This window comes from Desulfovibrio sp., from assembly GCF_018379785.1.
GTDB lineage: Bacteria > Desulfobacterota > Desulfovibrionia > Desulfovibrionales > Desulfovibrionaceae > Desulfovibrio.
In genome coordinates this window covers 1-23544 of sequence record NZ_JAGZUV010000006.1, presented here as the reverse complement: position 1 = coordinate 23544, position 23544 = coordinate 1, and the positions used below count along the sequence as shown (strand labels likewise).

At 56.3% G+C, this 23544-nt stretch carries 25 protein-coding genes, 1 tRNA gene, 1 pseudogene and 1 riboswitch; of the genes and pseudogenes, 16 read left to right on the top strand and 11 right to left on the bottom strand.

The features are described from left to right. Positions 1-48 precede the first annotated feature (48 nt). Entirely contained in the window at positions 49-1743 is a 1695-nt protein-coding gene (locus tag KH208_RS02160; protein ID WP_291433421.1) for a diguanylate cyclase, read from the bottom strand. Between the two features lie 207 nt (positions 1744-1950). Between KH208_RS02160 and KH208_RS02155 the strand changes: the two genes are divergently transcribed. From KH208_RS02155 to KH208_RS02105, 11 genes are all read left to right on the top strand, one after another. After that, the gene (locus KH208_RS02155) at positions 1951-2295 is read left to right on the top strand and encodes a helix-turn-helix transcriptional regulator (protein ID WP_291433419.1); all 345 of its coding nucleotides are present in this window, start codon (positions 1951-1953) and stop codon (positions 2293-2295) included. Positions 2296-2722: 427 nt separating this feature from the next. Next, positions 2723-3016, top strand: a complete 294-nt coding sequence (locus KH208_RS02150) for a helix-turn-helix transcriptional regulator (protein ID WP_062253981.1) — start codon at positions 2723-2725, stop codon at positions 3014-3016. Between the two features lie 263 nt (positions 3017-3279). Beyond that, positions 3280-4791 carry a glutamate synthase-related protein gene (locus tag KH208_RS02145; RefSeq protein ID WP_291433417.1) on the top strand — a complete coding sequence of 504 codons (1512 nt, stop codon included), beginning with the start codon at positions 3280-3282 and terminating at the stop codon, positions 4789-4791. A 280-nt stretch (positions 4792-5071) separates the two neighbouring features. Then, positions 5072-6076 carry a methionine ABC transporter ATP-binding protein gene (locus tag KH208_RS02140; protein ID WP_062253978.1) on the top strand — a complete coding sequence of 335 codons (1005 nt, stop codon included), beginning with the start codon at positions 5072-5074 and terminating at the stop codon, positions 6074-6076. Further along, positions 6069-6731, top strand: coding sequence for a methionine ABC transporter permease (locus KH208_RS02135; RefSeq protein WP_291433415.1), 663 nt, complete (start codon positions 6069-6071; stop codon positions 6729-6731). Before KH208_RS02140 ends, KH208_RS02135 begins: the two co-directional genes overlap by 8 nt. A gap of 34 nt (positions 6732-6765) precedes the next feature. After that, the gene (locus KH208_RS02130; RefSeq protein ID WP_291433413.1) at positions 6766-7566 is read left to right on the top strand and encodes a MetQ/NlpA family ABC transporter substrate-binding protein; all 801 of its coding nucleotides are present in this window, start codon (positions 6766-6768) and stop codon (positions 7564-7566) included. A gap of 383 nt (positions 7567-7949) precedes the next feature. Further along, positions 7950-8264, top strand: coding sequence for a hypothetical protein (locus KH208_RS02125; RefSeq protein ID WP_291433411.1), 315 nt, complete (start codon positions 7950-7952; stop codon positions 8262-8264). Positions 8265-8272: 8 nt separating this feature from the next. After that, a complete protein-coding gene (locus KH208_RS02120) occupies positions 8273-8557 on the top strand; it encodes a hypothetical protein (RefSeq protein ID WP_291433409.1) in 285 nt (94 codons plus the stop codon). Next, a complete protein-coding gene (locus KH208_RS02115) occupies positions 8521-8784 on the top strand; it encodes a hypothetical protein (RefSeq protein WP_291433406.1) in 264 nt (87 codons plus the stop codon). The genes KH208_RS02120 and KH208_RS02115 overlap by 37 nt, the downstream gene beginning before the upstream one ends. Before the next feature lie 148 nt (positions 8785-8932). After that, positions 8933-9544 carry a hypothetical protein gene (locus tag KH208_RS02110; RefSeq protein ID WP_291433404.1) on the top strand — a complete coding sequence of 204 codons (612 nt, stop codon included), beginning with the start codon at positions 8933-8935 and terminating at the stop codon, positions 9542-9544. 172 nt (positions 9545-9716) lie between these two features. Beyond that, a complete protein-coding gene (locus KH208_RS02105) occupies positions 9717-9875 on the top strand; it encodes a hypothetical protein (RefSeq protein ID WP_291433402.1) in 159 nt (52 codons plus the stop codon). On the opposite strand, the gene KH208_RS02100 is transcribed toward KH208_RS02105, so the two are convergent. The 4 genes from KH208_RS02100 to KH208_RS02085 all read right to left on the bottom strand — a co-directional run bounded on the left by KH208_RS02100 (position 9867) and on the right by KH208_RS02085 (position 14540). Then, positions 9867-10670 (bottom strand): Dam family site-specific DNA-(adenine-N6)-methyltransferase, encoded by an 804-nt coding sequence (locus tag KH208_RS02100; RefSeq protein ID WP_291433400.1) that lies wholly within the window; start codon positions 10668-10670, stop codon positions 9867-9869. The two genes, KH208_RS02105 and KH208_RS02100, sit on opposite strands and share 9 nt — an antisense overlap. Next, on the bottom strand, positions 10670-13000 hold the full coding sequence (locus KH208_RS02095; protein ID WP_291433398.1) for a DGQHR domain-containing protein: 2331 nt from the start codon (positions 12998-13000) through the stop codon (positions 10670-10672). The genes KH208_RS02100 and KH208_RS02095 overlap by 1 nt, the downstream gene beginning before the upstream one ends. A 138-nt stretch (positions 13001-13138) precedes the next feature. Next, a tRNA-Ala gene (locus KH208_RS02090) sits at positions 13139-13214 on the bottom strand. 132 nt (positions 13215-13346) lie between these two features. Next, complete coding sequence (locus KH208_RS02085) at positions 13347-14540, bottom strand: pyridoxal phosphate-dependent aminotransferase (protein WP_291433396.1); 1194 nt, start codon at positions 14538-14540, stop codon at positions 13347-13349. Positions 14541-14667: 127 nt separating this feature from the next. Here KH208_RS02085 and sfsA point away from each other — a divergent pair, with 127 nt between their 5' ends. Both sfsA and KH208_RS02075 read left to right on the top strand, forming a co-directional pair. After that, a complete protein-coding gene (gene sfsA / locus KH208_RS02080; RefSeq protein WP_291433394.1) occupies positions 14668-15510 on the top strand; it encodes a DNA/RNA nuclease SfsA in 843 nt (280 codons plus the stop codon). Between the two features lie 260 nt (positions 15511-15770). Then, positions 15771-17060: a phenylacetate--CoA ligase family protein gene (locus tag KH208_RS02075; RefSeq protein ID WP_291433392.1), complete on the top strand. Its 1290-nt coding sequence runs from the start codon at positions 15771-15773 to the stop codon at positions 17058-17060. Between the two features lie 126 nt (positions 17061-17186). Here KH208_RS02075 and KH208_RS02070 read toward each other — a convergent pair whose 3' ends face one another. Continuing rightward, a complete protein-coding gene (locus KH208_RS02070) occupies positions 17187-18098 on the bottom strand; it encodes a sirohydrochlorin cobaltochelatase (RefSeq protein WP_291433390.1) in 912 nt (303 codons plus the stop codon). Between the two features lie 43 nt (positions 18099-18141). Continuing rightward, a riboswitch (cobalamin riboswitch) is annotated at positions 18142-18394 on the bottom strand. A gap of 54 nt (positions 18395-18448) precedes the next feature. On the opposite strand from KH208_RS02070, the gene KH208_RS02065 reads away from it, so the two are divergent. After that, entirely contained in the window at positions 18449-19039 is a 591-nt protein-coding gene (locus KH208_RS02065) for a hypothetical protein (protein ID WP_291433388.1), read from the top strand. A gap of 138 nt (positions 19040-19177) precedes the next feature. Continuing rightward, positions 19178-20896, top strand: a complete 1719-nt coding sequence (locus KH208_RS02060; RefSeq protein WP_291433386.1) for a 30S ribosomal protein S1 — start codon at positions 19178-19180, stop codon at positions 20894-20896. Positions 20897-21032: 136 nt separating this feature from the next. Here the strand turns inward: KH208_RS02060 and KH208_RS02055 are convergent, their stop codons facing one another. From KH208_RS02055 to KH208_RS15500, 5 genes are all read right to left on the bottom strand, one after another. Continuing rightward, positions 21033-21470: a helix-turn-helix transcriptional regulator gene (locus KH208_RS02055; RefSeq protein WP_291433384.1), complete on the bottom strand. Its 438-nt coding sequence runs from the start codon at positions 21468-21470 to the stop codon at positions 21033-21035. Positions 21471-21564: 94 nt separating this feature from the next. After that, entirely contained in the window at positions 21565-22152 is a 588-nt protein-coding gene (locus tag KH208_RS02050) for a helix-turn-helix transcriptional regulator (protein ID WP_291433382.1), read from the bottom strand. Further along, positions 22142-22339: a helix-turn-helix transcriptional regulator gene (locus KH208_RS02045; RefSeq protein ID WP_291433380.1), complete on the bottom strand. Its 198-nt coding sequence runs from the start codon at positions 22337-22339 to the stop codon at positions 22142-22144. The genes KH208_RS02050 and KH208_RS02045 overlap by 11 nt, the downstream gene beginning before the upstream one ends. Positions 22340-22439: 100 nt before the next feature. After that, positions 22440-22940, bottom strand: coding sequence for a helix-turn-helix transcriptional regulator (locus tag KH208_RS02040; RefSeq protein WP_291433378.1), 501 nt, complete (start codon positions 22938-22940; stop codon positions 22440-22442). Positions 22941-23021: 81 nt separating this feature from the next. Then, positions 23022-23243 carry a helix-turn-helix domain-containing protein gene (locus tag KH208_RS15500; RefSeq protein WP_367114934.1) on the bottom strand — a complete coding sequence of 74 codons (222 nt, stop codon included), beginning with the start codon at positions 23241-23243 and terminating at the stop codon, positions 23022-23024. A 136-nt stretch (positions 23244-23379) separates the two neighbouring features. On the opposite strand from KH208_RS15500, the pseudogene KH208_RS02035 reads away from it, so the two are divergent. Then, positions 23380-23544 (top strand): annotated as a pseudogene (locus KH208_RS02035) (helix-turn-helix domain-containing protein); the annotation flags it as partial.

Below are 23544 nucleotides of genomic sequence, written 5' to 3'. Positions count from 1 at the left end.
TTCATTGTGTATGCCGGCGGAGGGAACTGTCAAGAAAGAAGGACCGGCTCAGTTGGCGGGGAGACGGTCGTCGGCGCGGATGTTTTTACCCGTGCGGGCTTCAATCCAGTTTTTGATCTCTCTGTGCGCGGTTTTGCGCTGGGCCCGTTTCTGGCGCAGCATGGCCGTATCCGCCTGGACCATGACTCTGGCCAGGGCCATCTCCGGGTTTTCGCTGCAGGCCAGGCCAAAGGCCGCCAGAATCGGCATCCGGCCGGGATGCTGGTTGCGTTCGGCAAAACAGGCTTCGATCTTGCGCAGCAGCTCCCTGCCCTTGTCCGGCGCGCAGCCCGGCAGCAGAACCACGAATTCGTCCCCGCCCATGCGCGCCACGCAGTCCGTAAGCCGCAGGGGCTTGCGCAGCAGCGTGGCGGCCTCGGCCAGCAACTCGTCTCCGGCCGCGTGGCCCAGGTTGTCGTTGACCATTTTCAGGCCGGTGATGTCGCAGGAGATCACGCAGACCGGGCGGATGTTGTTTTTTTCGATGCGTTCGGCCTCCAGGTTGCAGTAGGCCCGGCTGCGCAGGCCGGTGAGCGCGTCGTTTTTGACCAGTTCCTCCAGCCTGTCCCGTTCGGTCTGGGCCGTGGTGATGTTGGTGACGATGTTCACCAGATGGTGCGCCCGACCGTTTTCATCCCTCCGGGTCACGCAGCCGCGTCCGAAAAGCCAGGCCCAGCCGCCGTCGGCGCGCCGCATGCGGTAGGTGCATTCAAAGGAATCGCCGTAGCGCGGCGACTGGACGATAGCCAGTTGCGTGCCCACGATTTTGTCATAGTCGTCGGGGTGGATTTTGTCTTTCCAGGCATCCACATGCGCGGGAAACTGCTCCGGCTCATAGCCGAGCATGGCCAGGCAGCGGGGGCTGTAATAGACGGCGTCGGTGCGCAGATCCCAGTCCCACAGGCCGTCGCCCACCGTGTCCAGGGCGTAGTGCAGCCGCTCGTCGTCGGGTGAGCGGAGGCCGGGACGGAGGCTTTCCTCGCGTTGCAGCGTGCCGGCCAGCAGGGTGGCACGGCCCGTGTGGTCGCGCTCCAGCACGGAACCGCGCACCAGCATGCGCGCGTACTGGCCGTTGTTCAGCCGGACCCTGATGATGTCGTCAATGGATTCGCCCAGAAGTTTCTGTTCGATGAACAGCCGGTAGCGGCGGAGCAGGTTTTTGCGGTCGGCCGGGTGGATGTTTGTGGTGCGGTTGTCGTAGCTGACGGCGTAGGTTCCGGATGCGGCCTCGCCCAGCAGGGCCGCGCAGATGCTGTCCCGCCAGACGTTTCTGCTCGGAATGGAATATATCCAAATGCCCACTTCGGGCAGGCCGCTTTGCCGGGCTTTGGCCTCCACGGCGGGATCGCCGGCCAGAGCCGGAGTGACCGTGAAACGGCCCATGATTTTGGTTGCCCGGCCCTTTTCGTTGCGGGCCAGCACCAGCAGGTGTTCCTGAATCCACAGGTTGTTGAAGGGGTAGTCGCACTCCAGGCAGGAACCGGCCGTGCCGCTGAGCACGCCCTCGCGCAGCTCGTTGAGCCTGGGCAGGGCGTGGGGCGGAATGCAGCCGAGAAAATCCGCCATGCGCGTGGGCGGTTCGGGCAGGCGCAAACGGCTGCATGCGCCCAGGCTCAGAAAAAGCGCGTCGGAAACGATGTCCCATTCCCACAGCGGCTCGCTGGAGGTAAGCGGGATAAGACAATGTGCCGGATGCGTGGACATGGGAAGGCCTTTGCTGTGGTTGTGGCGTTCCTCCGGCGGGCCGCCGCCTCCGGATGTCATTGTTGCATTGCGGCAGGGCCGCAACAAAAACAGAGACGCGTCAACCCGCCTTTTTCCCGTCGGATTTTTTATGCTGTGTGTATCTATATACCGATATAGGACTTTAATCCTTTATGCAAGCCGGGAAGTTCATGTTTTAATGGCAGGATGGAAACGGAACAGGCCAAGCAGATTATGGGCCGCATTGTGGCCGCTCTTCGCGAAGAGAGACTCATGAGCCGTTATGCCCTGGCCAAGCGGGCCGGGGTGGACTGCTCATGGCTGCGCCGTTTCGAACAGGGCCGCTCGGGCGTGCGGGTGGAGACTCTGATCGCCATTGCCCAGGGCCTGCAAATGCCGGCCGCGCGGATTGTGGATATGATCGAAATCGCCCTCTGCGAAGCCGCCGTTTACCCCGGACCGTGCGCCAAGTCCCACGCCGAACCCCTTTCCAAACAGGAGCGGCAAAACTGCTTCGGGTTCCCGAGGCGTAAGGATGCGGACCTGTACTGAGCGGGCGCGTCCGGCTCGGCCAGGCTTGTTCCAACGCTGAAAGCGTCCCGTCCGCTCCGCCCTGCCGTCTTGTCTGTCAGCTGTTCCCGGCCAGCTGCGGCCGCCCTGCGGCTCTTTCAGATGCGCCGCCGCGCGCACGTTGCCTTTTTCCTCTTGAGCGGATTAATGTTGAGAATTGACATTCTCAATGTTGGCGCTGCCCTCAGCCTATCGTTGCTGTCTTGACCCGTAATGCCCGCTTTGCTCGCGAACGGCTAAAGGTGCCTTGGCTTCAGGCGCGGGCGTCCGCTTTCGCGGCCGACGAAGCAAAGTTACTTTGCTCATTGCCTATGGTGTTCCGCGTTGTCGTGTTGCGGGCGTTTTTCGCCTGCCGGATATCCGTATAAATATACGGATATTTTGTCAAGGGCCGCGCTATGGTTCGCGCATGGAAAAAATACCCACATTGCAGTGGGCCGTGGCCGCGGTGATCCACCGGCTGCGGCGCAAGGCCGGGCTTTCCCAGGGGCAGTTGGCGGGCCTGGCGGGGCTTTCCGAAGATTATATCTCCGGCATGGAGCGCGGCATCCAGTGCGGTTCGCTGACCGCCATGCTGCATATCGCGGCGGCCCTGCGCATGGAAACGGCGGAGCTGGTCCGGCTGATCGAGGCCGAGATGCGCGCCGGTCCCTGTCCGCCGGAACGCGGGGCGGGCAAGCCGCCCAAGCGGGAAGGAGACTAGGCGGCACGCTGAGTTTCGCGGCCGTTGCGGCGGCTCAGGCGCCGGGCGTCGGGCATTCCGGTTCAGCGCAGGAAAGAGGTGACGGAACGCCGGGAAAAACGTAAGATCAGAACCATTGATACCACGGGCCGGAACCGGCCGTCATATTCCGGATGCGCCTCGCATCCGGCGCATGGCGCGGCCTCCGCCCTTGAAAATACGCCTGACGAGTGCCTGATGGTCTGATCGGCTCCCTTTCCCCCAACCGCAAGGAGATATGCGTCATGTCCCTCAACCCCGGAATCGCCTCCAGCTTCAACGAAACCAAAACACGCAGCCACACGCTGTCGCCGCAGAGCGGCATGTGCTCCTTCTGCACCGCCGACTGCCCCGGCACCTGCGAGATCGGCCTGTCCGCCGTGCTGGGCGCGCAGAGCGTCTACCCCACCACCACGGGCAACAACCAGATCGCCTCGGAGAAGGATTATCCGCTGGATTGCTCCCACTTCAACATCAACGGCCGCGTCTTCGGGGCTCAGGGCGTCCCGGCCGGAACGGACCAGGCGGCCATCTTCAACGTCAGGCTTGAACGCACGCTGGGCAGGCGGCATCCGGTCAAGATCGCCCTGCCCGTGATCCTGCCCGCCCTGCTGAAAATGAACTGGCAGGATTATTTCGCCGGGGCCGCCATGGCCGGGGTCTGCTGCGTCATCGGCGAAGGCTCGCCCTCCAAGGACCCCGCGCTGCAAATGCGGAACGGAAAAATTGCGGAATTTCCCTATCTGAACGAAATAATGGACGCCTTCCGCCGCTATTACCGGGGCTACGGGCAGATCGTGCCGCAGGCCAATTTTGAGGAGGACGGCCAGGGGTTGCCGGAATACGCGGTCAGCCGATGCGGGGCCGAGGCCATTGAATTCAAGTTCGGCCAGTCCGCCAAAGGCACCCAGCCCGTGACCCGGCTCAAGGATTATGACGCCGCGCTCAAGAAAAAAACGGCCGGGGCCCTGGTCCATCCGGATCCGGAGGATCCCGCGGTCCGGGCCTCGGCGGAACGGGGCGAAGCGCCCAACTTCTATGTTTACGGCCGTCTGCCCATGTGGGACGAGGAGTACCTGATCCCCCGCATCGGCATGCTGCGGGACATGGGCCTGAAAAACGTCTATTTCAAGATGACCGGCTTTGACCCCGTGGACATCGAGCGGGTGCTGCGTATTGCCGCGTCGGCCGAAGTGGATGTGGTCACCTTTGACGGCGCGGGCGGCGGCTCGGGCTACAGCCCCTGTAAAATGATGAACGAGTGGGGCCTGCCCACCGTGCCGCTGGAAAGCGCTGTCTGCGGCATTGTCCGCCGCCTGATCCGGGAAGGCCTGGAGCTGCCCTCCATGGTCATCACCGGCGGCTTCGCCACTGAGGACCAGGTCTTCAAGGCCCTGGCTCTGGGCGCGCCCTGCTTTCAGGCCGTGGGCCTTTGCCGGGCCGCCATGGCCGCTGCCAACAGCGCCAAAAAGGTGGGCGAACTGATCGAAGCGGGCAACATTCCCGCCTATCTCCAAAAATACGGCGACAGCAAGGAAACGTTGTTCGCGGATCTGCCGGATCTCAGGCATCTCTACGGCAAGGAGGCGGAGAGCTTCCCGGCCGGGGCCATCGGCGTGTTCTCCTATCTCAACCGCATCGCCATGGGTCTGCGCCACTTCGCGGCCCTGAACCGCAAATTTGACGTAAGTCTGCTGGGCCCGGACGATCTGATTCCGCTGACCCCGGAGGCCGCGGAACTGCTGGCCGGAAGATAGGCGGGCAGTCCGATAGCATGAAGCACTCCGCCCCGGCCTTCCGTGACCGTGGCGGAAGGCCGGGGCGGAGATGCAAAATCCGCTCGGGCTTGAACGGACGGGCGGCGCGTTCCCACGGACGGTCCCGCCGGGAGTGAAATTGCTCTGACTGCGCGCCTTCGCCGCCTCTTTGCGCCTGAGGCAAAATGTGCTAGTATATTCCCTCCGTTCCGGAAGGGGCCAAGGATGCGCCGGGTGCGCTCCGCCTTTGCCGGAACGGCAGCGTCACGGCGGAGGCATTATGGCTGACGGCCCCATCATAAGTATCGAGCACCTGGAAAAGCGCTTTTCCGGTAAAAATGCCGACGTGTTCGCCCTGCGCGGCATTGACCTTGCCATCGGCCGGGGAGACATTTTCGGCATCATCGGCAAGAGCGGCGCGGGCAAGTCCACGCTGGTGCGTTGCATCAACATGCTGGAACGCCCCACGGCCGGAAGCGTCTTTTTTGAAGGCAGGGATCTCTGCCGTCTGCCCGAGGCCGCGCTGCGCAAGGCGCGGCGTTCCATGGGCATGATTTTTCAGCAGTTCAACCTGCTCATGCAGCGTACGGCCCTGCAGAACGTCTGTTTTCCGCTGGAGCTGACGGGCGCGCCCAGGGACGAGACCCGCAAGCGGGCCGAAGAGCTGCTGGATATGGTGGGTCTGGCCAACCGCATGGATTCTTACCCCTCCCAGCTTTCCGGCGGCCAGAAGCAGCGTGTGGCCATTGCCCGCGCCCTGGCCACCAAACCGCGCGTGCTGCTCTGCGACGAAGCCACCTCCGCGCTGGACCCGGCCACCACGGATTCCATTCTCGCGCTCATCAAGGACATCAACGTCCAGCTCGGCATCACGGCGGTGGTCATCACCCACGAGATGAGCGTCATCGAAAAGATCTGCAGCCATGTGGCCATCATCAGCAAGGGCGTCATTGTCGAGCAGGGTCTGGTGGAGGACGTCTTTTTCCACCCCCGGACCGAAGCGGCCCGCCGCCTGGTCCTGCCCGAGGCCCTCCGCAAGCTGCCGCAGCCCAATCTGTACCGGCTCATCTTCAACGGCCGCTCTTCCTTCGAGCCCGTCATCGCCAACATGGTGCTGGAATGCGGCTGTCCGGTGAACATCATGTATGCCGACACCCGCGACATCAACGGCGTGGCCTTCGGCCAGATGGTCCTGCAACTGCCCGAGAGGGAGGAATCCCGCGCGCGGATCATGGCCTTTGCCGAGGCGCATTCCATCATGCTGGAGGAAATGAAACATGTTTGACCAGCAGACCGTTGAAATGCTGCTTGTGGGCGTATGGGACACGCTCTACATGACCGTGGTGGCGACATTTTTTTCCTATGTCTTCGGCATGGTCATGGGCGTGGTGCTGGTCATCTGCCGCAAGGACGGCATCCGGCCCAACGCGCTTGTCTACAACGTGCTGGACGTGGTGGTGAACCTCACGCGTTCCTTCCCCTTCCTGATTCTGATGATCGCGGTCATCCCCTTCACCCGCTTTCTGGTAGGCACCACCATCGGCAACAACGCCACCGTGGTGCCGCTGGTGCTGGCCGCCGCGCCCTTTGTGGCCCGCCTGGTGGAATCCTCCCTGCTGGAGGTGGACAACGGCGTGGTGGAGGCTGCCCAGAGCATGGGGGCCGGCACCTGGCAGATCATCGTCAAAGTGCTGCTGCCCGAGGCGCGGCCCTCGCTGCTCAACGGCAGCGCCGTATCCGCCATCACCATTCTCGGCTACTCGGCCATGTCCGGGGCCGTGGGCGGCGGCGGACTGGGCAAGCTCGCCATCATGTACGGCTACAACCGCTATCAGACCGACATCATGGTCATTACGGTGGTTTTGCTGATCATCATCGTGCAGGCCTTCCAGTCTTTCGGCAACTGGGCCACGCGTCGCAGCGACAAACGCGGCTCGTAGCCCGGCTCCAACCTTTTACACAAGGACAAAACCCATGAAAAAACTGCTTCTGGCTTTTGCCGCCCTGTTGGGCACGGCTTCCCTGGTCTGCACCGCTCAGGCCGCGGGTACGATCACCGTGGGCGCGTCCCCCACGCCCCATGCCGAAATCCTTGCCGAGGCCGCCAAACTGCTCAAACCGCAGGGCTACGTCCTCAAGATCGTGGAATATTCCGACTATGTGCAGCCCAATGTGGCCCTGGACAGCAAGGAGCTGGACGCCAACTATTTCCAGCACAAACCCTACCTGGACGACTTCAACGCCCAGAAAGGCACCAAGCTCGGCTCTATGGGCTCGGTGCACTATGAACCCTTCGGCATCTACGCGGGCAAGACCAAGAGCCTCAAGGACCTGAAGGACGGCGCGCTGGTGGCCGTGCCTAACGACGCCACCAACGAGGGCCGCGCGCTGCTGCTCCTGCAGGACGAGGGCCTTATCAAGCTGAAGAAGGATGCCGGTCTGGCCGCCACCCGCCGCGACATCGTGGAGAATCCCAAAAAGCTCAAGATTGAGGAAATCGAGGCCGCCCAGCTGGTGCGCGCCCTGCCCGACGTGGACATTGCCATCATCAACGGCAACTACGCCATTCTCGGCGGCCTGAAAGTGGCCGACGCCCTGGCCGTGGAAGCCGCCGACTCCGTGGCCGCCGCCACCTACGCCAATATTCTGGCCGTGCGCGAGGGCGATGAAAAGCGTCCTGAACTCCGAGCCCTGTATGAGGTTCTGATCAGCCCGGAAATGGCCGCCTTTATGAAAAAGAAGTATGCGGGCGCGGTGCTGCCCTCCGTGAAGTAGGCTTTTCCCGCTGGTTTTAGAGCGTTTTGATATTGAAAATATCTCAACGCGCGGTGCGGATTTTCCGTGAAAATCCGCACCGCGAAATTATCACAAGGCGAATTTACTTCGCCGTTAAGCGCTGATTTCAAGCGCAAACTGCTCTGAGGAGGCGCTTGTTTCCGGCTGGATACAAAAAGCGGCCCATGACGTTTAGTCATGGGCCGCTTTTTGTATCTTCGCGCTGCCGGGTTGTAGAGAGGGCCCGGCGCTCGGAAACGGGAAGCGTTTTCGCGGATTTGTCATCTCGGCGGTAATGGGGTACCAATGAACCATGGACAGAGCAGCAATGCTCTGTCCCCTATATAAAATATAAGGGCGCTGCCCGAACAGGAGATATTATCATGGCTGAAAAAAATGAAGAAAGCATGGATACGTTGCGGAATGAACTGAACACCCTGCGCGACCAGATGGAAACGCTGGTGAAATCTCTCGGCGAAAAAGGCGGCGAGGCCTCTTCGGACATGGTCGCCAAGCTGGAGCGGGAACTGGAACACTACCGGAAAATGGCGGCCGATAAAGTGCACAAGGCTTACGAGGCCGGGAGCGCCGGCATCGAGCAGGTGGGCGAACAGGTGCGCCGGAATCCCGTGACAAGCCTGCTCGTGGCCTTTGGCGCGGGCTGCGCGCTTTCCTGGTTGTTCCGCCAGTACAGGTAAGAGCCCGCGTGAAGGGTCTGGCTGAACTCATCATCAGTTTCTTTGACCTGCTTGAGGCCGAAGGGCAGCTCCTGCGGCATAACGCTCTGCGCACATTGCGCACGGCAATGCTGCTGGGTTTGGGGCTGCTCTTCGGCGCGGCGGCCTTGGCTTTTTTTGTGGCGGCGCTGTATAAGGCCCTCTCGATCGTGCTGCATCCGGCCTGGGTGCTGTGCATCATCGGGCTGGTCTGCGCGGGCATCGCCGGAGGCTTGTTATGGATGTCGCTCCCAAAGAAAAGACATACACAGTAGGCGAGGCCAAAGAGCGTTTACGCCGGGTTTCGGCCCGGTTCGATCCTTTTGCCGTTGTCAGGCGAAAGCCCCTGCACGTTGCGGGCGCGGCCTTTCTGGCCGGACTGGCTTGGGGGGCGTTGCGCCGTGGCGGCACGCCCGCGCCGGTGAGCCTGTTGCCCTTGGCCGCGCAGATCGTGAGCTTGGGGATGCGCTGGGGCCTGCGGCCAAAGGATGCTGCACATTAATGTGTAAGACTTAGACAAATGAGAGCGAGCCGCCCCTTCCAGGGTGGCTCGTTTTTTAGGCAAAACGATAAAGTGTTATGATAAAATCGTTGGAGTAAGTTGGGAGGGTGCTCGTTAGCTGCGGGTGGTAAAAATTAAAGAGGGCAATATGAAGGGAATATTTTTTATATTTTTATTAGCTATTATGCTTTCAGCTTGTGATATATCTCCAGGAATTGCATATCGTGAGAAATATACGCCAGAATTTGTAAATAATTCCGAAGAAAATATGGACGTGTATCTTGTCTTTCAAGAGATTCGCGACAATGGGTATCTTGCTGTTTACCATGAAAAATTGGCCCCAGGCAGCTCTATCCCCGTTTGGCTTAATAATTATGACGGCATCGGCTATGTATTGGGTTCTTATGAATTTCGTATAAAAGAAAGCCTGGTGACCAGAGATGGGCAGTGTATAGAGGCAATTCGGAAATACAGGGCAAAAGGTGATCCTAATAACAGCTACTTTGATACGCAAGAAAATCTGGATATGTTTTTGGCTTCATGCCCTGTGCTTTTTAAATTTTCTGAAAAAGATGTATATGATATTTGGAATGGACTTCCCCGGCAGGGTGGCTCATGCATCCTCCTCAGCGCGGACAAGAAACTAAGAGCCGTTAATATCGATGAATTCAATATTGAAAGTAAGCGTAATCTAAATCCGAATTCCAACGTTAGGTTGTGTGCTGACCCAACTGTGCGATATCCGCAGCCTCTATATTAGCAGCGTTTGTTCTCAGCTGTGATGTTTTGGCGTTCGATTCCACTCTACTTTTGATGATCGGAGATTTTGGCGTGTTCAGGGCTAATGATAGAACTTGGGAAGTCGTCAAAAGAGTTTAAAATAATTATTATGCTGTATTTTTGCCGCATCTAATTTTCTTCAAGGTTTGGCGATGAAAAATGAACCGAAAGCTCTTCTAAGCTCTATTATCAGCTCTGATGCCGATAAAAGCAAAGAATTTGCGCAGCGTCGTCGTGCTTATAATAACATTCTAGACATAAAAAGCGTTATAAAAATGGCTGAAATGTTTTTATCGAGTCAGCTAATATGATGTTATGAGTATTTCTTCTGTTTTTTTCCTTCCATTTTTGATCCCTGATATTGAAGCATATCTGTTAAGAATATGAATATTAAATTCCTTTGAATACAAGCAAACAATTGAAGGATGGTGTGCATTTGATATCGCAACAAAAGCCCCTGCTTTTTTTGCTTTTATTGCAGAGCAGTGAAGCCTTTCTTGATCAGACCATGAAAATAATTTTTTATTGTATTCTATAAAGCCATTGTTATTGTGCTGCACTGTGTATGGTGGATCATAATAAATAAAATCACCCTCTTCAATCATATCGTCAATATTGTTAAAATCTCCGCATTTGAGAGTGCTTTTTTCTAGAGATAATGCTGTGTTGTAAAAATTGTCAGATGCAAGTATTATGTTCATTTTTGTACCAATTGGGACATTAAACTGACCGGCTCTATTAACACGATATAGACCATTCCAGCATGACCGATTTAAATAGATAAATTGTGCAGCGCGATCAATGGCGTCTGGGTAAATCTGTTTTCGTATGTGGTAATAATATTCGGTGCTGTGTAGATTATGATGCTCTGTTAATCTATTAAATACGAGAGCTGGATGTTCTTTGATTTGTATATATGTATTAATTAAATCGCAATTCAAGTCAGAGAGAATAGATCTTTCTGGATGGAGATGGAAAAAAACTGCACCACTCCCCAAAAAGGGTTCATAATAAGTTTTAAACCGTTGTGGGAATAAAGAAGCATACTGCCTCATGAGCCAGCGTTTTCCCCCAGCCCATGTCAAAAAAGGGAGTTGTGCTGGCATTATCTACGGTCACTATTATATTGTTGTGTCGGGGAAAAACCAACACGCTCATAATTTTGTTCCAAGACTTCTACAAACTCATCTAAGAAATCAAAGTCATCAACGCTATAACTTCGATCCGGGGAGGGGTGGGCATGATTTCTTCTTAATTGGTTGACCCGAATCATCCATGCGGTTTGATCCTTCTTATTATTGCTCTTGCGAGGAATAGCAAAAACATCCTGAAAATATTTCCAATTATTTTTGCTTGTCACAATTTCAATAACATCACTAAAGTCAAAAAAGACCTCTATTGGATAGTCTTTCCCTTCTTTTATACTCTGAGTCTGTTTTTCAACAGCCTTAGTATATGTTTTTGTATCTACAGAAAGCATAAGATATTTTTCATTATTCTGGTATACAGCTTTGAGCTTTTTGAATATATACTCTGCAACTGATGACTGGATAAATTTCACCTGACTATCTGCATTAGCTACCTTTTCATATGATTGAGCTTCGTTCCAGTTGGTAAATCCTTCAGGCGAAAAGTTATGATAGACAGAATTTATGATTTTACAGAGTTGCCAGTAGTATTGTTTAGGGCCAGACGCCCCATAGGGAACTTTGAATTTCGAAGAAAATTGTTCATCTGATGCACTTGCAACAAAACAAAGTACAGGATCCATATATTCATAAATCTTATCTATAAATTGATTTGTATTTAGCTTGCACGGGTATTTATTTAGCCCGCAATGCTTAGCTAGAGCTGATGCTAAGAGTAAGTAGCCAAATATTCCCGCATTTGTGCATAAATATCCTGTTCTCCCCATTTCCCATCTAGCGGGATTAGCGCCTACAATCTCCCCAAAGAAATCCTCAAGGAACGAATGAGCATTATTTAATGTCTCAACATCATCAGAACCTGAAAGGACGCCAGGAGCATACGTTTTATTCTGGTCTGTTGCGCGGCCTAACAGGCCGGAATCTTTAAGGCCATTTTTTATCCAAGGAATCGTCAGACTATTCTTGTCTGATGCCTTTATCCCTTGTGCTATAAATCTATCATAAAAAAAACCACCAATCTCAGTGTTTATATTTTTTATTAAACGAGCACAAATTGCCCCAATTCGTTCATTAGGCTTTGAAGCTCCCCACTTCAGGTCTCCTTCAAGGTCATCTAATAACGTTCGGGAGACAGATTTTTGTTCATGGTTAATTGTGACAAACAGCTCAGCCTCTTTTTCTTTTGGCAAGCGTTCAAAGGCCAAAACAAAAATATTTTGCTTCCTCTCTTCCGGTGGCAAATTTGCAAAACCATAAAGCCGATGCTGCCCATCAATGATCCAAGCCGTTTTGTACTTTGGGGGTAAATTTAGTAAGCCATACTCTATGGCACCATCGTCCCCTTTGCTGATTTTTTTGAATTCAAGATTGTGCGAAAAATTGATCAATATATTGGTAGGAAAGTAGCCACCATTTCTTATAAAATTCTCTATTTCTTTAATTCTTTCTTTTTTTACTAGCCGTTGGTATGCGGGGATGCCCCGTGGATCATCAAGAGCCCTATGGTTCACAAAAGCAATTTTAAGCAAATGATCTGGTGTCGTGACAAAGCTATAGAAAAATCTCCCACCTAAACGCCCCTTAATTGCGGGTATAGATCTATTCCTTAGATTCGGGATATCTTCACCACAACAATATTCAGCTAGAAATTGATACCGTGCTGCGACTCCCAAATGAATCACGATTTGATTGAGGTATTCATATTCTTTCTCTGTAATAACCTTGATTTTTAACTCATTTGCTTTTGTAACGTCTGCCTTTGACCAAATAATATTTGATGTAAAAAAAATCCAAATAATTTTGTGATTAAACTCTTCTTCATAAAACTTCTTTATAGAATTAACAAGTCGACGTTTAATATTTGATAGCGTAACTAAATCATCAAGGAGTGATATACGTGTTAACTTTTCGCAACTTTTACATTCTGCGACTATTATCGTGTCATCATCTTTTGCAAATACATTGATATGTTTTGAAGCAATTTCGCCTTCTGCGGTTTTGAAAAATATTTCAAATTCATTTCCTTTATTGAGCTCTGAAAAACCCATTTTATACAATAAGCACCACAACTTGTTTTCAACAATCTCAGAAAATGGTTTGTCAAACCTAATTTGTGTACCTTTCTTCAATTTTTTTACGATTGTCCATCCGTGATCGAGATAGTCATTAACTTTAGATGAAGAGATGGTTTTAGTAAGCGAAGCACGGCGACGCTGCGTAAATTCTTTGCTTTTATCGGCATCAGAGCTGATAATAGAGCTTAGAAGAGCTTTCGGTTCATTCTTCATCGTCTAACCTTGAAGAAAATTAGATGTGGCAAAAAATATAGCATGATGATTATTTTAAACTCTTTTGACGACTTCCTCAACCCTGAACACGCAAAAACCCCCCGACCATCTTTCGATGATCGGGGGGGTTAAGATATCTGGTGGAGCTGGACAGAATTGAACTGACGGCCTCTTGAATGCCATTCAAGCGCTCTCCCAACTGAGCTACAGCCCCACGGCAGAAGGCATACTGCCCAAAAGAGCGGCGTCTGTCAATATTTTTTATACGTTTTTTTCAGGGCCGCGCGGGCCGGAGTTTTCGGGGTCCGCAATCCGGCCATATTCGGCCATATTCGGGCTATCCGGCTCAACGCCGGGTTTCTCCCGCCAGTTCACCCAGCACCTCGCCCACCCGGGACAGGGCGTCAGCCAGCACAGCGTCCGCCACCGCGTAGGACAGGCGGATGCAGTTGTCGTCGCCGAAGGCCGCGCCCGGCACCAAGGCCACATGGGCCTTGTCCAGCAGGTACGTGCAGAGCTCCGTGGAATTACGCACCTGGTCGCCGTAGCACTGGTGCACGTCCACAAAGAGATAGAAGGCCCCGTCCGGCTTGGGACAGACAGCCCACGGCCAAGCCTTGATGATTTCCAGGGCCAGATCGCGCCGCTGCAGGAAGGCCGCGCGCATTTCGTCCACGCACTCCACCGGGCCTTCCAGGGCGGCCAGGGCGGCCTTCTGGGACACGGAACAGATGCTGGAGGTGCTGTGTCCCTGCATGGAGGAGATTTTTTTAACCAAGTCCGGGTGCGCGGCCAGAAAACCCACGCGCCAGCCGGTCATGGCATAGCTTTTGGACAGGCCGTTGAGCACGGCCACCAGTTCGGGGCAGTGCTCGAACCAGGTGATGGCGCTGGTCATCTGCGCGGGCGGGAAGACCAGTTGGTCGTAAATTTCGTCCGACAGCACAAAAATGTTCCGCGCCAGAGCCCAGCGCATGATCTGCATGAACTCGCGGTCGGAATAGACCGCGCCGGTGGGATTGCTGGGCGAGTTGAGGATCAGCAGCCGGGTCTTGTCCGTGGTCTTTTCCTCAAGCATGAGGGGCGTGACCTTGAAATTGCGTTCCGGCCCGGCATGCACGGTCACGGGCACGCCGCCCGCCAGTTCCACCATGTCGGGATAGCTCAGCCAGTAGGGCGCGGGAATCAGCACCTCGTCGCCGGGGTTGATGGTGGCCTGCATGAAATTGTAGAGGCAGTGCTTGCCGCCCGCGCCGATGATAATGGATTCCATGGGCACGGGCGTGCCGTAGTTCCGTTCAAAGTAGCGGCCCGCGGCCTTGCGCAGATCGGGAATGCCGGGCACGGCGGTGTAGCGGCAGAAATTGGCGTCAATGGCGGCCTTGGCCGCGTCGCAGATATGCCTGGGCGTGGGGAAATCCGGTTCGCCCACGGCCAGGCTGGTCACGTCCACGCCCTGCGCCTTGAGCTCCAGGGCCCGGCTGTTGACACTGAGGGTCAGAGAAGGTTTGATGCTGCGCAAGCGTTCGGAAATCTGCATAGAGGGCTCCTTAGAAGAGCGGCATGGCATTGAAAATGTCGCCCTTCTGACGTTTGGCGCGCGGACGCGGCGGAAAAGAACGAAAAATCTGCCGCGAATTTTTTAGCAGGTTCAAAGCGGGGTGTAAATGCGGGACAGGGATGAACAGGGATTGCCGTCCGGACCGGGCGGCTGTCCGGCCGGTGAAGGTTTCGGCAATGCGGATGCGGCGCCGCTGCTGCCCTTCGCGCCGGATTGCGTGATCGGGACGTTCGTGCAACGGCAAAAGCGTTTCAGTGTGGAACTGCGCCTGGACGGCGCTCCGGTCTGGGTGCACAGCAACAACTCGGGCAGCATGCTGGGCCTGACCCGGCCCGGCGCGCCGGTGCTGGCCTCTCCGGCGGCCAATCCGGCCCGCAAGCTCAAATATACCCAGGAATGCGTCTGGCTGGCGGAAAGCGCCGTACCCGGGCCGCCCGGCCCGGTTCCCGGCGGCCCCGGATTCTGGGTGGGGGTGAACACCAGTGTGCCGAACCGTATGCTGGAGGCGGCCTTTCTCGCCGGGCGGCTGGCTTTTGCCGAGGGCTACGCCGGGCTGACCCGCGAGGCCAAGCGCGGCCAGAGCCGCCTGGACGGCCTGTTCAGCGGGCCGGGCCTGCCGCCGCTCTGGGTGGAATGCAAAAACGTGACCATGGTGGAGGACGATGCGGCCTGCTTTCCGGACGCGGCCAGCGAGCGCGGGCAGAAGCATCTGCGCGAACTCATGGACATTGTGGCCCACGGCGAGCGGGCGGCCATGTTTTATCTGGTGCAACGGCCTGACGGGCACTGTTTCGCACCGGCGGACTTTATTGATCCGGCCTATGCCGAGCTTTTTTATGAGGCGGTCGCGCGCGGGGTGGAGATCTATCCCTACCGGGCCGTGGTCAGCCCGCGCGGGGTGGATCTGGGCGGCTTGCTGCCCGTCAGGGCAGACGCACGTAGCATCTAACTATTTGAAATTATTTGCTACGAACAACAAATATAGCTTATTATATATTAATAATTTCAAATAGTTACCGAATTAGATGCGTCTGCCCTGTGCTGCCCGTGCGCCTTTATTGACTTTCCGCGTGCGGGGAGTCTAGAAACGGGGCTGAACAACGGAAGCGGATACAAACCGCCGTTCCCGCCCGCACGCGGCCCGCGTATGGTCCGGGCACGGGCAGTACGGCGGGACAGACCGCCAGACAAACAGAGGGGGCTCTTTCCATGCCCGACACGACCCATCGCTTCATTCCCCGGCTTACGGACGAGCAGCTCCGGCAGACCCAGTTGGACGGCCTGCGCTACACCCTGCGCCAGGCGCGCAATTCCCCGCAGTACCGGGCGCGGTTGGATGCTTGCGGCGTGCGTGCCGAGGATATCCGCAGCCTGGATGATCTGCGTCTGCTGCCCACAGTGGACGTGGAGGATCTGCGCGAGGGCTATCCCCTGCCCCTGCTCTGCGTGCCGGAAAAGGACGTGGTGCGCATCCATGCCTCCAGCGGCACCACGGGCAAGCGCAAGATTCTGGCCTACAGCCGCCGCGACATCGAGACGTTCAGCACCCAGATGGCCCGCTGCTACGAACTGGCCGGACTCACGCCCGAGGACCGCATGCAGGTGGCTGTGGGTTACGGCCTGTGGACCGCCGGAGCGGGCTTTCAGCTGGGCAGCGAGCTTTTCGGCATGCTGACCATCCCGGTGGGGCCGGGCAATCTGGAAATGCATCTGCAACTGCTTAAGGACGTGGGTGCCAGTTGTTTCGGGGCCACGGCCTCCATGGCCCTGCTGCTGGCCGAGGAAGTGGAGCGCGCGGGCATCCGCGATCAGATCCGGCTGCGCAAGATGATCTGCGGGGCCGAGACGCGCAGCGAGAAAATGCGCCTGGCCATCGAGAGCAAGCTGGGCCTGGAAGGCAGCTATGACATCGCGGGCATGACCGAAATGTACGGTCCGGGCACGGCCATGGACTGCGACGCCCATGAGGGCCTGCATTACTGGGCGGATTTGTTCATCATCGAAGTGCTGGACCCGGACACCCTGCAGCCCGTGCCCGAGGGCGAAGTGGGCGAGATGGTGGTCACCAGCCTGCGCAAGGAGGCCGTGCCCCTGTTGCGCTACCGCACCCACGACCTGACCCGCCTGCTGCCGGGCCGCTGCTCCTGCGGCCTGAACATGCCCCGGCACGACCGCATTCTGGGCCGCTCCGACGACATGGTCATCTACAGGGGCGTGAACATCTATCCCGGCCAGATCATGGAAGTCATCGGCCGGTTCCCGGAACTGGGCGGCGAATACCAGATGGAGCTGACCAGGGACGAGCGCTCCCTGGACCATCTGGCCCTGATTGTGGAGCGCGCCCAGGATCAGCCGTCCGGCAATGACGCTGCCCTGGCCCAGGCTCTGGAGCGGCGGCTGCACAAGGCCATTCTGGCGCGCATGGAAGTGCGGGTGGCGGATTACGCCGGCCTGCCGCGTACGTTCAGCAAATCCAAGCGGGTGATCGACAAGCGCTGATCCCGCTTTCGTCCGCCGGTTTCAGGACGGCGGAACGGAGTGCCGTAACTCAGGCCCAAAGACGCCGCCCGTCTCCACGGAGTGTGGAAACGGACGGCGTCTTTGCTGCAGTGGATAAATCCGGCTTTACTGCTTCTTGGGTTCCTTGGTCAGGTCGTCCACATTTTGCCTGGCATGGTCCACAAAGAGATCACGCACGCCGGGCACTTCGCCCAGGCCCTTGAGGTTGGCCTCCACCTTGAAACCGGCGGCCTTGAGCTTGGAAGCCCAGGAATCCTCCTCGTCCCCGGCCAGGTCGTTGCGGGCGTGGTCCCCGGCCACCACCATCAGGGGCTGCAGCCAGACTTTTTTGATCTTGTGGGCCTTGAGCTCGGCCAGCAGGTCGTCAATGCCGCGCGCGCCTTCCACCGTGGCCATGAAGACCAGGGGGTCACTTTCCTTGAACGTGGCCCGTGTGCCTTCAAAAACCAGGTCCGCCCGGCCGTGGGCCTGTCCGTGGCCCATGAGCACCACAGCCTCGCCCTTCCGGCGCTTGCCGCCCATATCGGCAAGCACGGCCTTGGCCACGCTTAAGGCATCCTTGTGCGACTCCAGCAGGGGGCGGCCCAGGTACACGGCCTCAAAACGGCCCGGATGCTTCTGGATATCCAGCAGCACGGCCCGCTCAAGCTCCGTAAATTCCTCGCCGGGCATCACATGCAGGGACTGCACGCGCACCACTTTCACCCCCGCCTTGGCCAGCGCGGCCAAGCCGTCGCTGATGCCGCCCACGGGCTTGCCCTGCTTGGCAAGTTTTTTGCGGATGATCTGCGAGGTGTAGGACCAGACCACGGGCGTGTCCGGAAACGCGGCCTTGAAGGACACGTCCACGGCCTTGAACGAGGGCAGGGCTTCGGGCACGCTGGTGCCGAAAGCCACCAGCAGCACCCCTTCCTTGGGGGCTTTCTGATCCGCCGCTTGGACGGACGCGGCCAGCAGGGCCAGCAGAAGCAGGAAAAGCGGCAGGACGCGCGGGAACACGCGCAACGTACGAGACATGGCAACCTCCTCAATCGTGCGTTGAAAGGTGGATACGGCGGCGGCGCAAAGCGCCCCGGCCAGCGGGTGTTCGGACTTAAGGGATGTGGAGGCCCGCGTTTCTGATCATAATCAGGACAACGGCCCCGCGCCTCGGCTTCGCCTTCACCTGTGACGGCTGGCTGTCGCGCCCCGCCGGGATGTTTCCGGCAAGGCGAAGAAGCTCTGTACCCTCTTACCGCAGCGCGACTGTTTCCGATTCGCACGGAATTCCCCGCTACAGCGTGCAGGGGACAACAGGGAGGGGCAAAAGTCAAGCCGGACGCATGCCGGGCCTTGGCCCGAGGCGCATTTCAGGCTATGCTTTGAACATGAATACTTCCTTTGAGATGGATGTCCGTCCCGGCACCGGCAAGCGGCCAGAAATTCCGGCAGGGCTCAACGCCGAGGTTTCGGCCGAAGCCGCGGCCCTGCTGCGCCGGGGCGTGCTGTTGCCCGCGCGCGGCGGGGATGCCGTGAGCCTGGGGCGTTTTCTGACGCTGGGACTGGGCCTGGAAGAAGCCTATGTGGAAAGCCGCATCCAGACCATTCTGCGTAACGGCCTGGCTGTGGATGATTTTGCCGTGCCCCTGGCCTCCGGCGACCGGCTGGCCCTTTCGGCGGCCATGCCCGGCGTGGCCGGAGCAGCCCTGCGCCGGGGCGGCCGGTACGCGGCCATGCGCGCCGCCATCACCCAGCGCCGGGAGGACGCGCCTCCCGCGCCCGAGGCCCGGCTTGAGGCGCCGGTCTGGATCGAGCTGCGTTGCTTCAACAGCATCGCCGAGGAGCTGGCCGGGCATCTGCTGTGCCGGGGCCTGGCCGCCCGGCCCGCCGACGCGGGACAAGTCCTGCTCCCGCTGGCGGCCACGCCGCCAGCCGGTCTGGCGCTGCCCGAGCCGGATCTGCTCTGGCTCGCGGCCTGACATCCCGCTTTGTAGTTTTCCACCTTATCCTTCTGGCCGTAAAACTGTGCGCCGGACAATTTCTCTTGTGCTTTTCCTTTGCCTCTGATAATTTTTCCCACTCTCTCAGCGAGGGGAAATTATTTGGAGGCATGGCAGATGGCAGACAAGGAAACCGGGCACGACGAAATTAATTTCGAAAGCGCCCTCGAAAACTATCTCAATCCCGATTTCGGCGACCTTGAAGAAGGCTCCATTACCAAAGGCGAGATCGTCCGTGTGGATGACGACAATGTTCTGGTGGACGTGAATTTCAAGTCCGAGGGGCAGATTCCCGCGGCTGAATTCCGTGACGCCGCCGGCAACATGACCGTCAGCGTGGGCGACAGGGTGGACGTCTATGTGGTGCGCAAGAACGAAATGGACGGCACCATCACCCTTTCCTTTGAAAAGGCCAAGCGCATGCAGGTCTTCGACCAGCTCGAGGACGTGCAGGAAAACAACAGGGTCATCAAGGGCCATATCGTGCGCCGCATCAAGGGCGGCTACACGGTGGACATCGGCGGGGTGGAGGCGTTTTTGCCCGGTTCGCATGTGGATCTGCGTCCCGTGCCGGATATGGACGCTCTGGTCAACCAGGAATTTGAATTCCGCGTGCTCAAGATCAACCGCCGCCGCAGCAACGTCATTGTTTCCCGCCGCGTGCTGCTGGAAGAGGAGCGCGATTCCAAGCGTCAGGATCTGCTGCGCACCCTGGAGGAAGGCCAGATCGTCCAGGGCAAGGCCAAGAACATCACTGAATACGGCGTGTTCGTGGACCTGGGCGGCCTGGACGGCCTGCTGCACATCACGGACATGAGCTGGAAGCGCATCCGCCATCCCAAGGAAATGATCACCATGGGCCAGGAACTGACCCTCAAGGTGCTTTCCTTCGACCGTGAGAACAACAAGGTTTCCCTGGGCCTCAAGCAGCTCGTGCCCGACCCCTGGCAGGATATCTCCGCCCGCTTCCCCGAAGGCGCCAAGTGCACCGGCAAGGTCACCAATCTGGTTGATTACGGCGCGTTTGTGGAACTGGAGCCCGGCGTGGAAGGCCTGGTGCACATTTCCGAAATGTCCTGGACGCGCAAGCTGCGTCACCCCTCCCAGATGGTCCACACCGGCGACGAAGTGGAAGTGGTCATTCTGGGCGTGGACGGCGAAAAGAAGCGCATCAGCCTGGGCATGAAGCAGGTGCGTCCCAACCCCTGGGAGCTGGTGGCCGAGAAGTACCCCGAAGGCACCGTCCTTGAGGGCGTCATCAAGAACATCACCGAATTCGGCATGTTCATCGGCATTGAGGACGGCATCGACGGCCTCATCCATGTGTCTGATATTTCCTGGACCAAGAAGGTGCGCCACCCCAACGAGCTCTACAAGGTGGGCGACACTGTGCAGGCCAAGGTGCTTACCGTGGACCAGGAGAACGAGAAGTTCACCCTGGGCGTCAAGCAACTGGTGGACGACCCCTGGGGCCATGTGCCGGATACCTATCCCGTGGGCTGCACCGTCAAGGGCGTGGTGACCAACATCACCGACTTCGGCCTCTTCGTGGAAGTTGAGGAGGGCATCGAAGGCTTGGTGCACGTCTCCGAACTGTCCGGCAAGAAGGTCAAGACCCCGGCGGAAATCTACAAGGAAGGCCAGGAAATTCAGGCCAAGGTCATCCATGTCAGCGCCGAGGAGCGCCGCCTGGGCCTCTCCATCAAGCAGATCAAGGATGAAGAGGAACGCCGCAAGCCCAAGGAATTCCATTCCGGCCCGCAGGAAGCCGGGCAGAGCTTGGGCGACCTGCTCAAGCAGAAGTTCGAGGAAAGCGAAAACAGCGAAAACAGCTAGGTCGGCTGTTTCAGCGATACAAAAAGGGCGTCCGCAAGGGCGCCCTTTTTCTGTGCCGGATCCGCTCGCTGTTTTTCATCATGGCAGGCGTACTTGAGTCTGCCATTACCGGAACGGGATATCCGTTTTGCCGGTTTCATTGGATTTGTGGACGGTTTTCACGCGTTATCACATAAATCAGCCGGGCATAGTCCCGTCTCATTCCGCAGCAGGCGAAAAACCCTTGCGCTGGCCGGGGACGGTCAAGGCACAACGTCGGCGAACCTGGGATCAGGATTCTGAACCAATCCTCACGCATGAGCCGAGCCGTGGCACTGCCGGGCAATAACGGCTCTTGTGGGGCACACATCACCTTTGCCGCCTCGTTCACCAAAATCCCCGGCCCCATATTCAGTGCGCGGGCGAGCATAATAATTGTTGAAAGTTTGGGCTCTCTTTCGCCGCGCTCAATCCGGCTGATCTGCTGAACGGAGCGCCCCGCCAACTGTGCAAGACGATATTGTGTGATGCCGCGTTTCTCGTGAGCACGGACGAGGATTTTTCCAAAAGGGCATGGGGGGAATTTATTGTTCATTGTAGGTAGAACATAGCTGTTATGTTGATGTCGTGCGGACACGGAAGAGGCGGGAGAATCAGCCGGGCCGGAGAGGAAGCTCGTCGGCCTGCTTTTATTTCACAGGAGCCCCCTGATCTTCGTTTTGCGGAGAAGGGCGCTGAGAGATGGCTTGCTCTGTCTGCTTTTTATGGGAAACAATACGTTCATCAAACAGGTCTTTAACCGTCACTCCAAGCGCATGAGCAATAGTTTCCAGTGTTTCCAAGCTCATTTCCCGGATTCTGCGGCTCCTGGCGCGGGTAATGGTCTGGCTCGAAAGTCCTGTCACCGATTCCAGTTCGGCATATGTAATATGCATATTTTCCATAATATTTTTGACATTACTTTCGATCATCGGGGGTACGTCCTGCTCTGAAATACCGGATAACTTTGCCAGCTGGTATTGGGAACTCTGGGAGCTGTTTCTAACTTGTCCTTTCGCCCTCTGCCGGCGCCGGGCTCGCCCCGTGCGAAGGTCGAATATGTTTGAATATACTCCCGCCGCCCAAGGTTCGTCTTTCTTGGCAGAGAACGAAAATCCTAATTTAGAAACAGCCACTAGTCGGAGACGTATTTGAAGCAATGCCTTTCCAAAAAAATTATCGACTTTTGGTTCCATATCTCCATGTGGGCTTTTTGTGGTCTGAACTTCACTCTTCATCAAACAAATCTTTGATTTTTACATGTAGAGCCCTGGCCAAGGCATCAAGGGTCGATAACTTGCATTCGTAGATTAATGCTCCTCGGGTCCTGTTGATTGTCTCTCCCGCAATACCTGAAAGCTCTTCAAGTCGCCGGTATGTGATTTTTTTTTCCTTCATAAGGATTGCAAGATTGCTTTTTACCATTGGTGCGCTCCTTTTGAGGGTGCACTAAAATCGAATCAATAAAATGAAGTCAGTGATGCTATAGTATATAAATATGGATTTGACATAGTCGATCAACATACTACAGAAATTTATTTTTTGAAGCATGAGATGCGTGTTTCTGACTCTCTGCTGCTTCGACCTGTTTCAGGAGATGAGACGCCGTCGTATTAATGCGTTGGGCCAAGCGTATAAGTTCGTCCAATGAAGGCTGCAATAATCCTCTTTCAATTTTTGAAAGATACGCCTGCTCAAGGCCAGATTGGAGAGCCAGCTTTTTCTGTGTAAGCTTTGGAATTGATAATCTTTTCTTTTTAATGATAATTCCTAATTCTATGGCCAAAAAAGAGGGCTTTGTCCCATATTCTGAAGCTGTTTTCATCTCAGAAGATTCACAGTAGAGATCTTTTGTTTGAACTTGAAGAGCCTGCGCAATGGAAATCAATGTATCTAGACTGCATTCTCTGATTCTTTCACTTTTAGTGCGTGCGACTGTATCGGCGGAAATGCGAGCCCTCGCCGCCAAGGTGTGGTTGGTAAGCCCTTTCTCTGCCATAAGCTGCTTCACATTACTGCTGATCATGAATTACTCCATTTTCCATGACTAGCAGACGTTTACTGAATTTTGTTGTCTGAAATTTCAGATGATCGCGATGTGGCCTTTTCAGGAATTGGTATTCTCCTTGGCCGGGTGCTCATCGTACAGTGCCTTAGTCGTCACCCCTAACGCGGAAGCTATGGCTTCCAGCGTTCCAAGGCTGCACTCCTTGATTCGGTTACTCCGGCATCGGGCCACAGTGTCGCCGGAAATCCCCGTTCGCTTTATTAGTTCCTGATACGTGACTCCTTTTTCCCGCATGATTTCTTTTACTTTGCTAACTATCATAAAAAATTCCTAATTTTTTATGCGTTAGCAGATTTTGAAGATTTTTTGTTATCCGAAATTTCAGATTATAAAAACTTAACACAAACTCCTTGTGAAACGATTTCACACTATTATCAAAAATACATTGAGAGCCGCTATGAGGATCTATTCAGAAATAATAACCCGCATCCAGGCTGTAACCCGCACCCGCACCCAAAACGAGCTGGCTGAAATCCTTGCGATCAGGCAATCGAGCATTGCCGACGCCAAAAGACGGCAATCCGTGCCGGGGGCCTGGTATATGACGCTCTTTGAAAAGCTG

Bases quoted from the DNA above. Each gene is read 5' to 3' on its own strand.
- KH208_RS02160 (WP_291433421.1), bottom strand. From the start codon at position 1,743: ATGTCCACGCATCCGGCACATTGTCTTATCCCGCTTACCTCCAGCGAG.
- KH208_RS02155 (WP_291433419.1), top strand. From the start codon at position 1,951: ATGGAAACGGAACAGGCCAAGCAGATTATGGGCCGCATTGTGGCCGCT.
- KH208_RS02150 (WP_062253981.1), top strand. From the start codon at position 2,723: ATGGAAAAAATACCCACATTGCAGTGGGCCGTGGCCGCGGTGATCCAC.
- KH208_RS02145 (WP_291433417.1), top strand. From the start codon at position 3,280: ATGTCCCTCAACCCCGGAATCGCCTCCAGCTTCAACGAAACCAAAACA.
- KH208_RS02140 (WP_062253978.1), top strand. From the start codon at position 5,072: ATGGCTGACGGCCCCATCATAAGTATCGAGCACCTGGAAAAGCGCTTT.
- KH208_RS02135 (WP_291433415.1), top strand. From the start codon at position 6,069: ATGTTTGACCAGCAGACCGTTGAAATGCTGCTTGTGGGCGTATGGGAC.
- KH208_RS02130 (WP_291433413.1), top strand. From the start codon at position 6,766: ATGAAAAAACTGCTTCTGGCTTTTGCCGCCCTGTTGGGCACGGCTTCC.
- KH208_RS02125 (WP_291433411.1), top strand. From the start codon at position 7,950: ATGGCTGAAAAAAATGAAGAAAGCATGGATACGTTGCGGAATGAACTG.
- KH208_RS02115 (WP_291433406.1), top strand. From the start codon at position 8,521: ATGGATGTCGCTCCCAAAGAAAAGACATACACAGTAGGCGAGGCCAAA.
- KH208_RS02110 (WP_291433404.1), top strand. From the start codon at position 8,933: ATGAAGGGAATATTTTTTATATTTTTATTAGCTATTATGCTTTCAGCT.
- KH208_RS02105 (WP_291433402.1), top strand. From the start codon at position 9,717: ATGAAAAATGAACCGAAAGCTCTTCTAAGCTCTATTATCAGCTCTGAT.
- KH208_RS02100 (WP_291433400.1), bottom strand. From the start codon at position 10,670: ATGCCAGCACAACTCCCTTTTTTGACATGGGCTGGGGGAAAACGCTGG.
- KH208_RS02095 (WP_291433398.1), bottom strand. From the start codon at position 13,000: ATGAAGAATGAACCGAAAGCTCTTCTAAGCTCTATTATCAGCTCTGAT.
- KH208_RS02085 (WP_291433396.1), bottom strand. From the start codon at position 14,540: ATGCAGATTTCCGAACGCTTGCGCAGCATCAAACCTTCTCTGACCCTC.
- sfsA (WP_291433394.1), top strand. From the start codon at position 14,668: ATGCGGGACAGGGATGAACAGGGATTGCCGTCCGGACCGGGCGGCTGT.
- KH208_RS02075 (WP_291433392.1), top strand. From the start codon at position 15,771: ATGCCCGACACGACCCATCGCTTCATTCCCCGGCTTACGGACGAGCAG.
- KH208_RS02070 (WP_291433390.1), bottom strand. From the start codon at position 18,098: ATGTCTCGTACGTTGCGCGTGTTCCCGCGCGTCCTGCCGCTTTTCCTG.
- KH208_RS02065 (WP_291433388.1), top strand. From the start codon at position 18,449: ATGAATACTTCCTTTGAGATGGATGTCCGTCCCGGCACCGGCAAGCGG.
- KH208_RS02060 (WP_291433386.1), top strand. From the start codon at position 19,178: ATGGCAGACAAGGAAACCGGGCACGACGAAATTAATTTCGAAAGCGCC.
- KH208_RS02055 (WP_291433384.1), bottom strand. From the start codon at position 21,470: ATGAACAATAAATTCCCCCCATGCCCTTTTGGAAAAATCCTCGTCCGT.
- KH208_RS02050 (WP_291433382.1), bottom strand. From the start codon at position 22,152: ATGAAGAGTGAAGTTCAGACCACAAAAAGCCCACATGGAGATATGGAA.
- KH208_RS02045 (WP_291433380.1), bottom strand. From the start codon at position 22,339: ATGGTAAAAAGCAATCTTGCAATCCTTATGAAGGAAAAAAAAATCACA.
- KH208_RS02040 (WP_291433378.1), bottom strand. From the start codon at position 22,940: ATGATCAGCAGTAATGTGAAGCAGCTTATGGCAGAGAAAGGGCTTACC.
- KH208_RS15500 (WP_367114934.1), bottom strand. From the start codon at position 23,243: ATGATAGTTAGCAAAGTAAAAGAAATCATGCGGGAAAAAGGAGTCACG.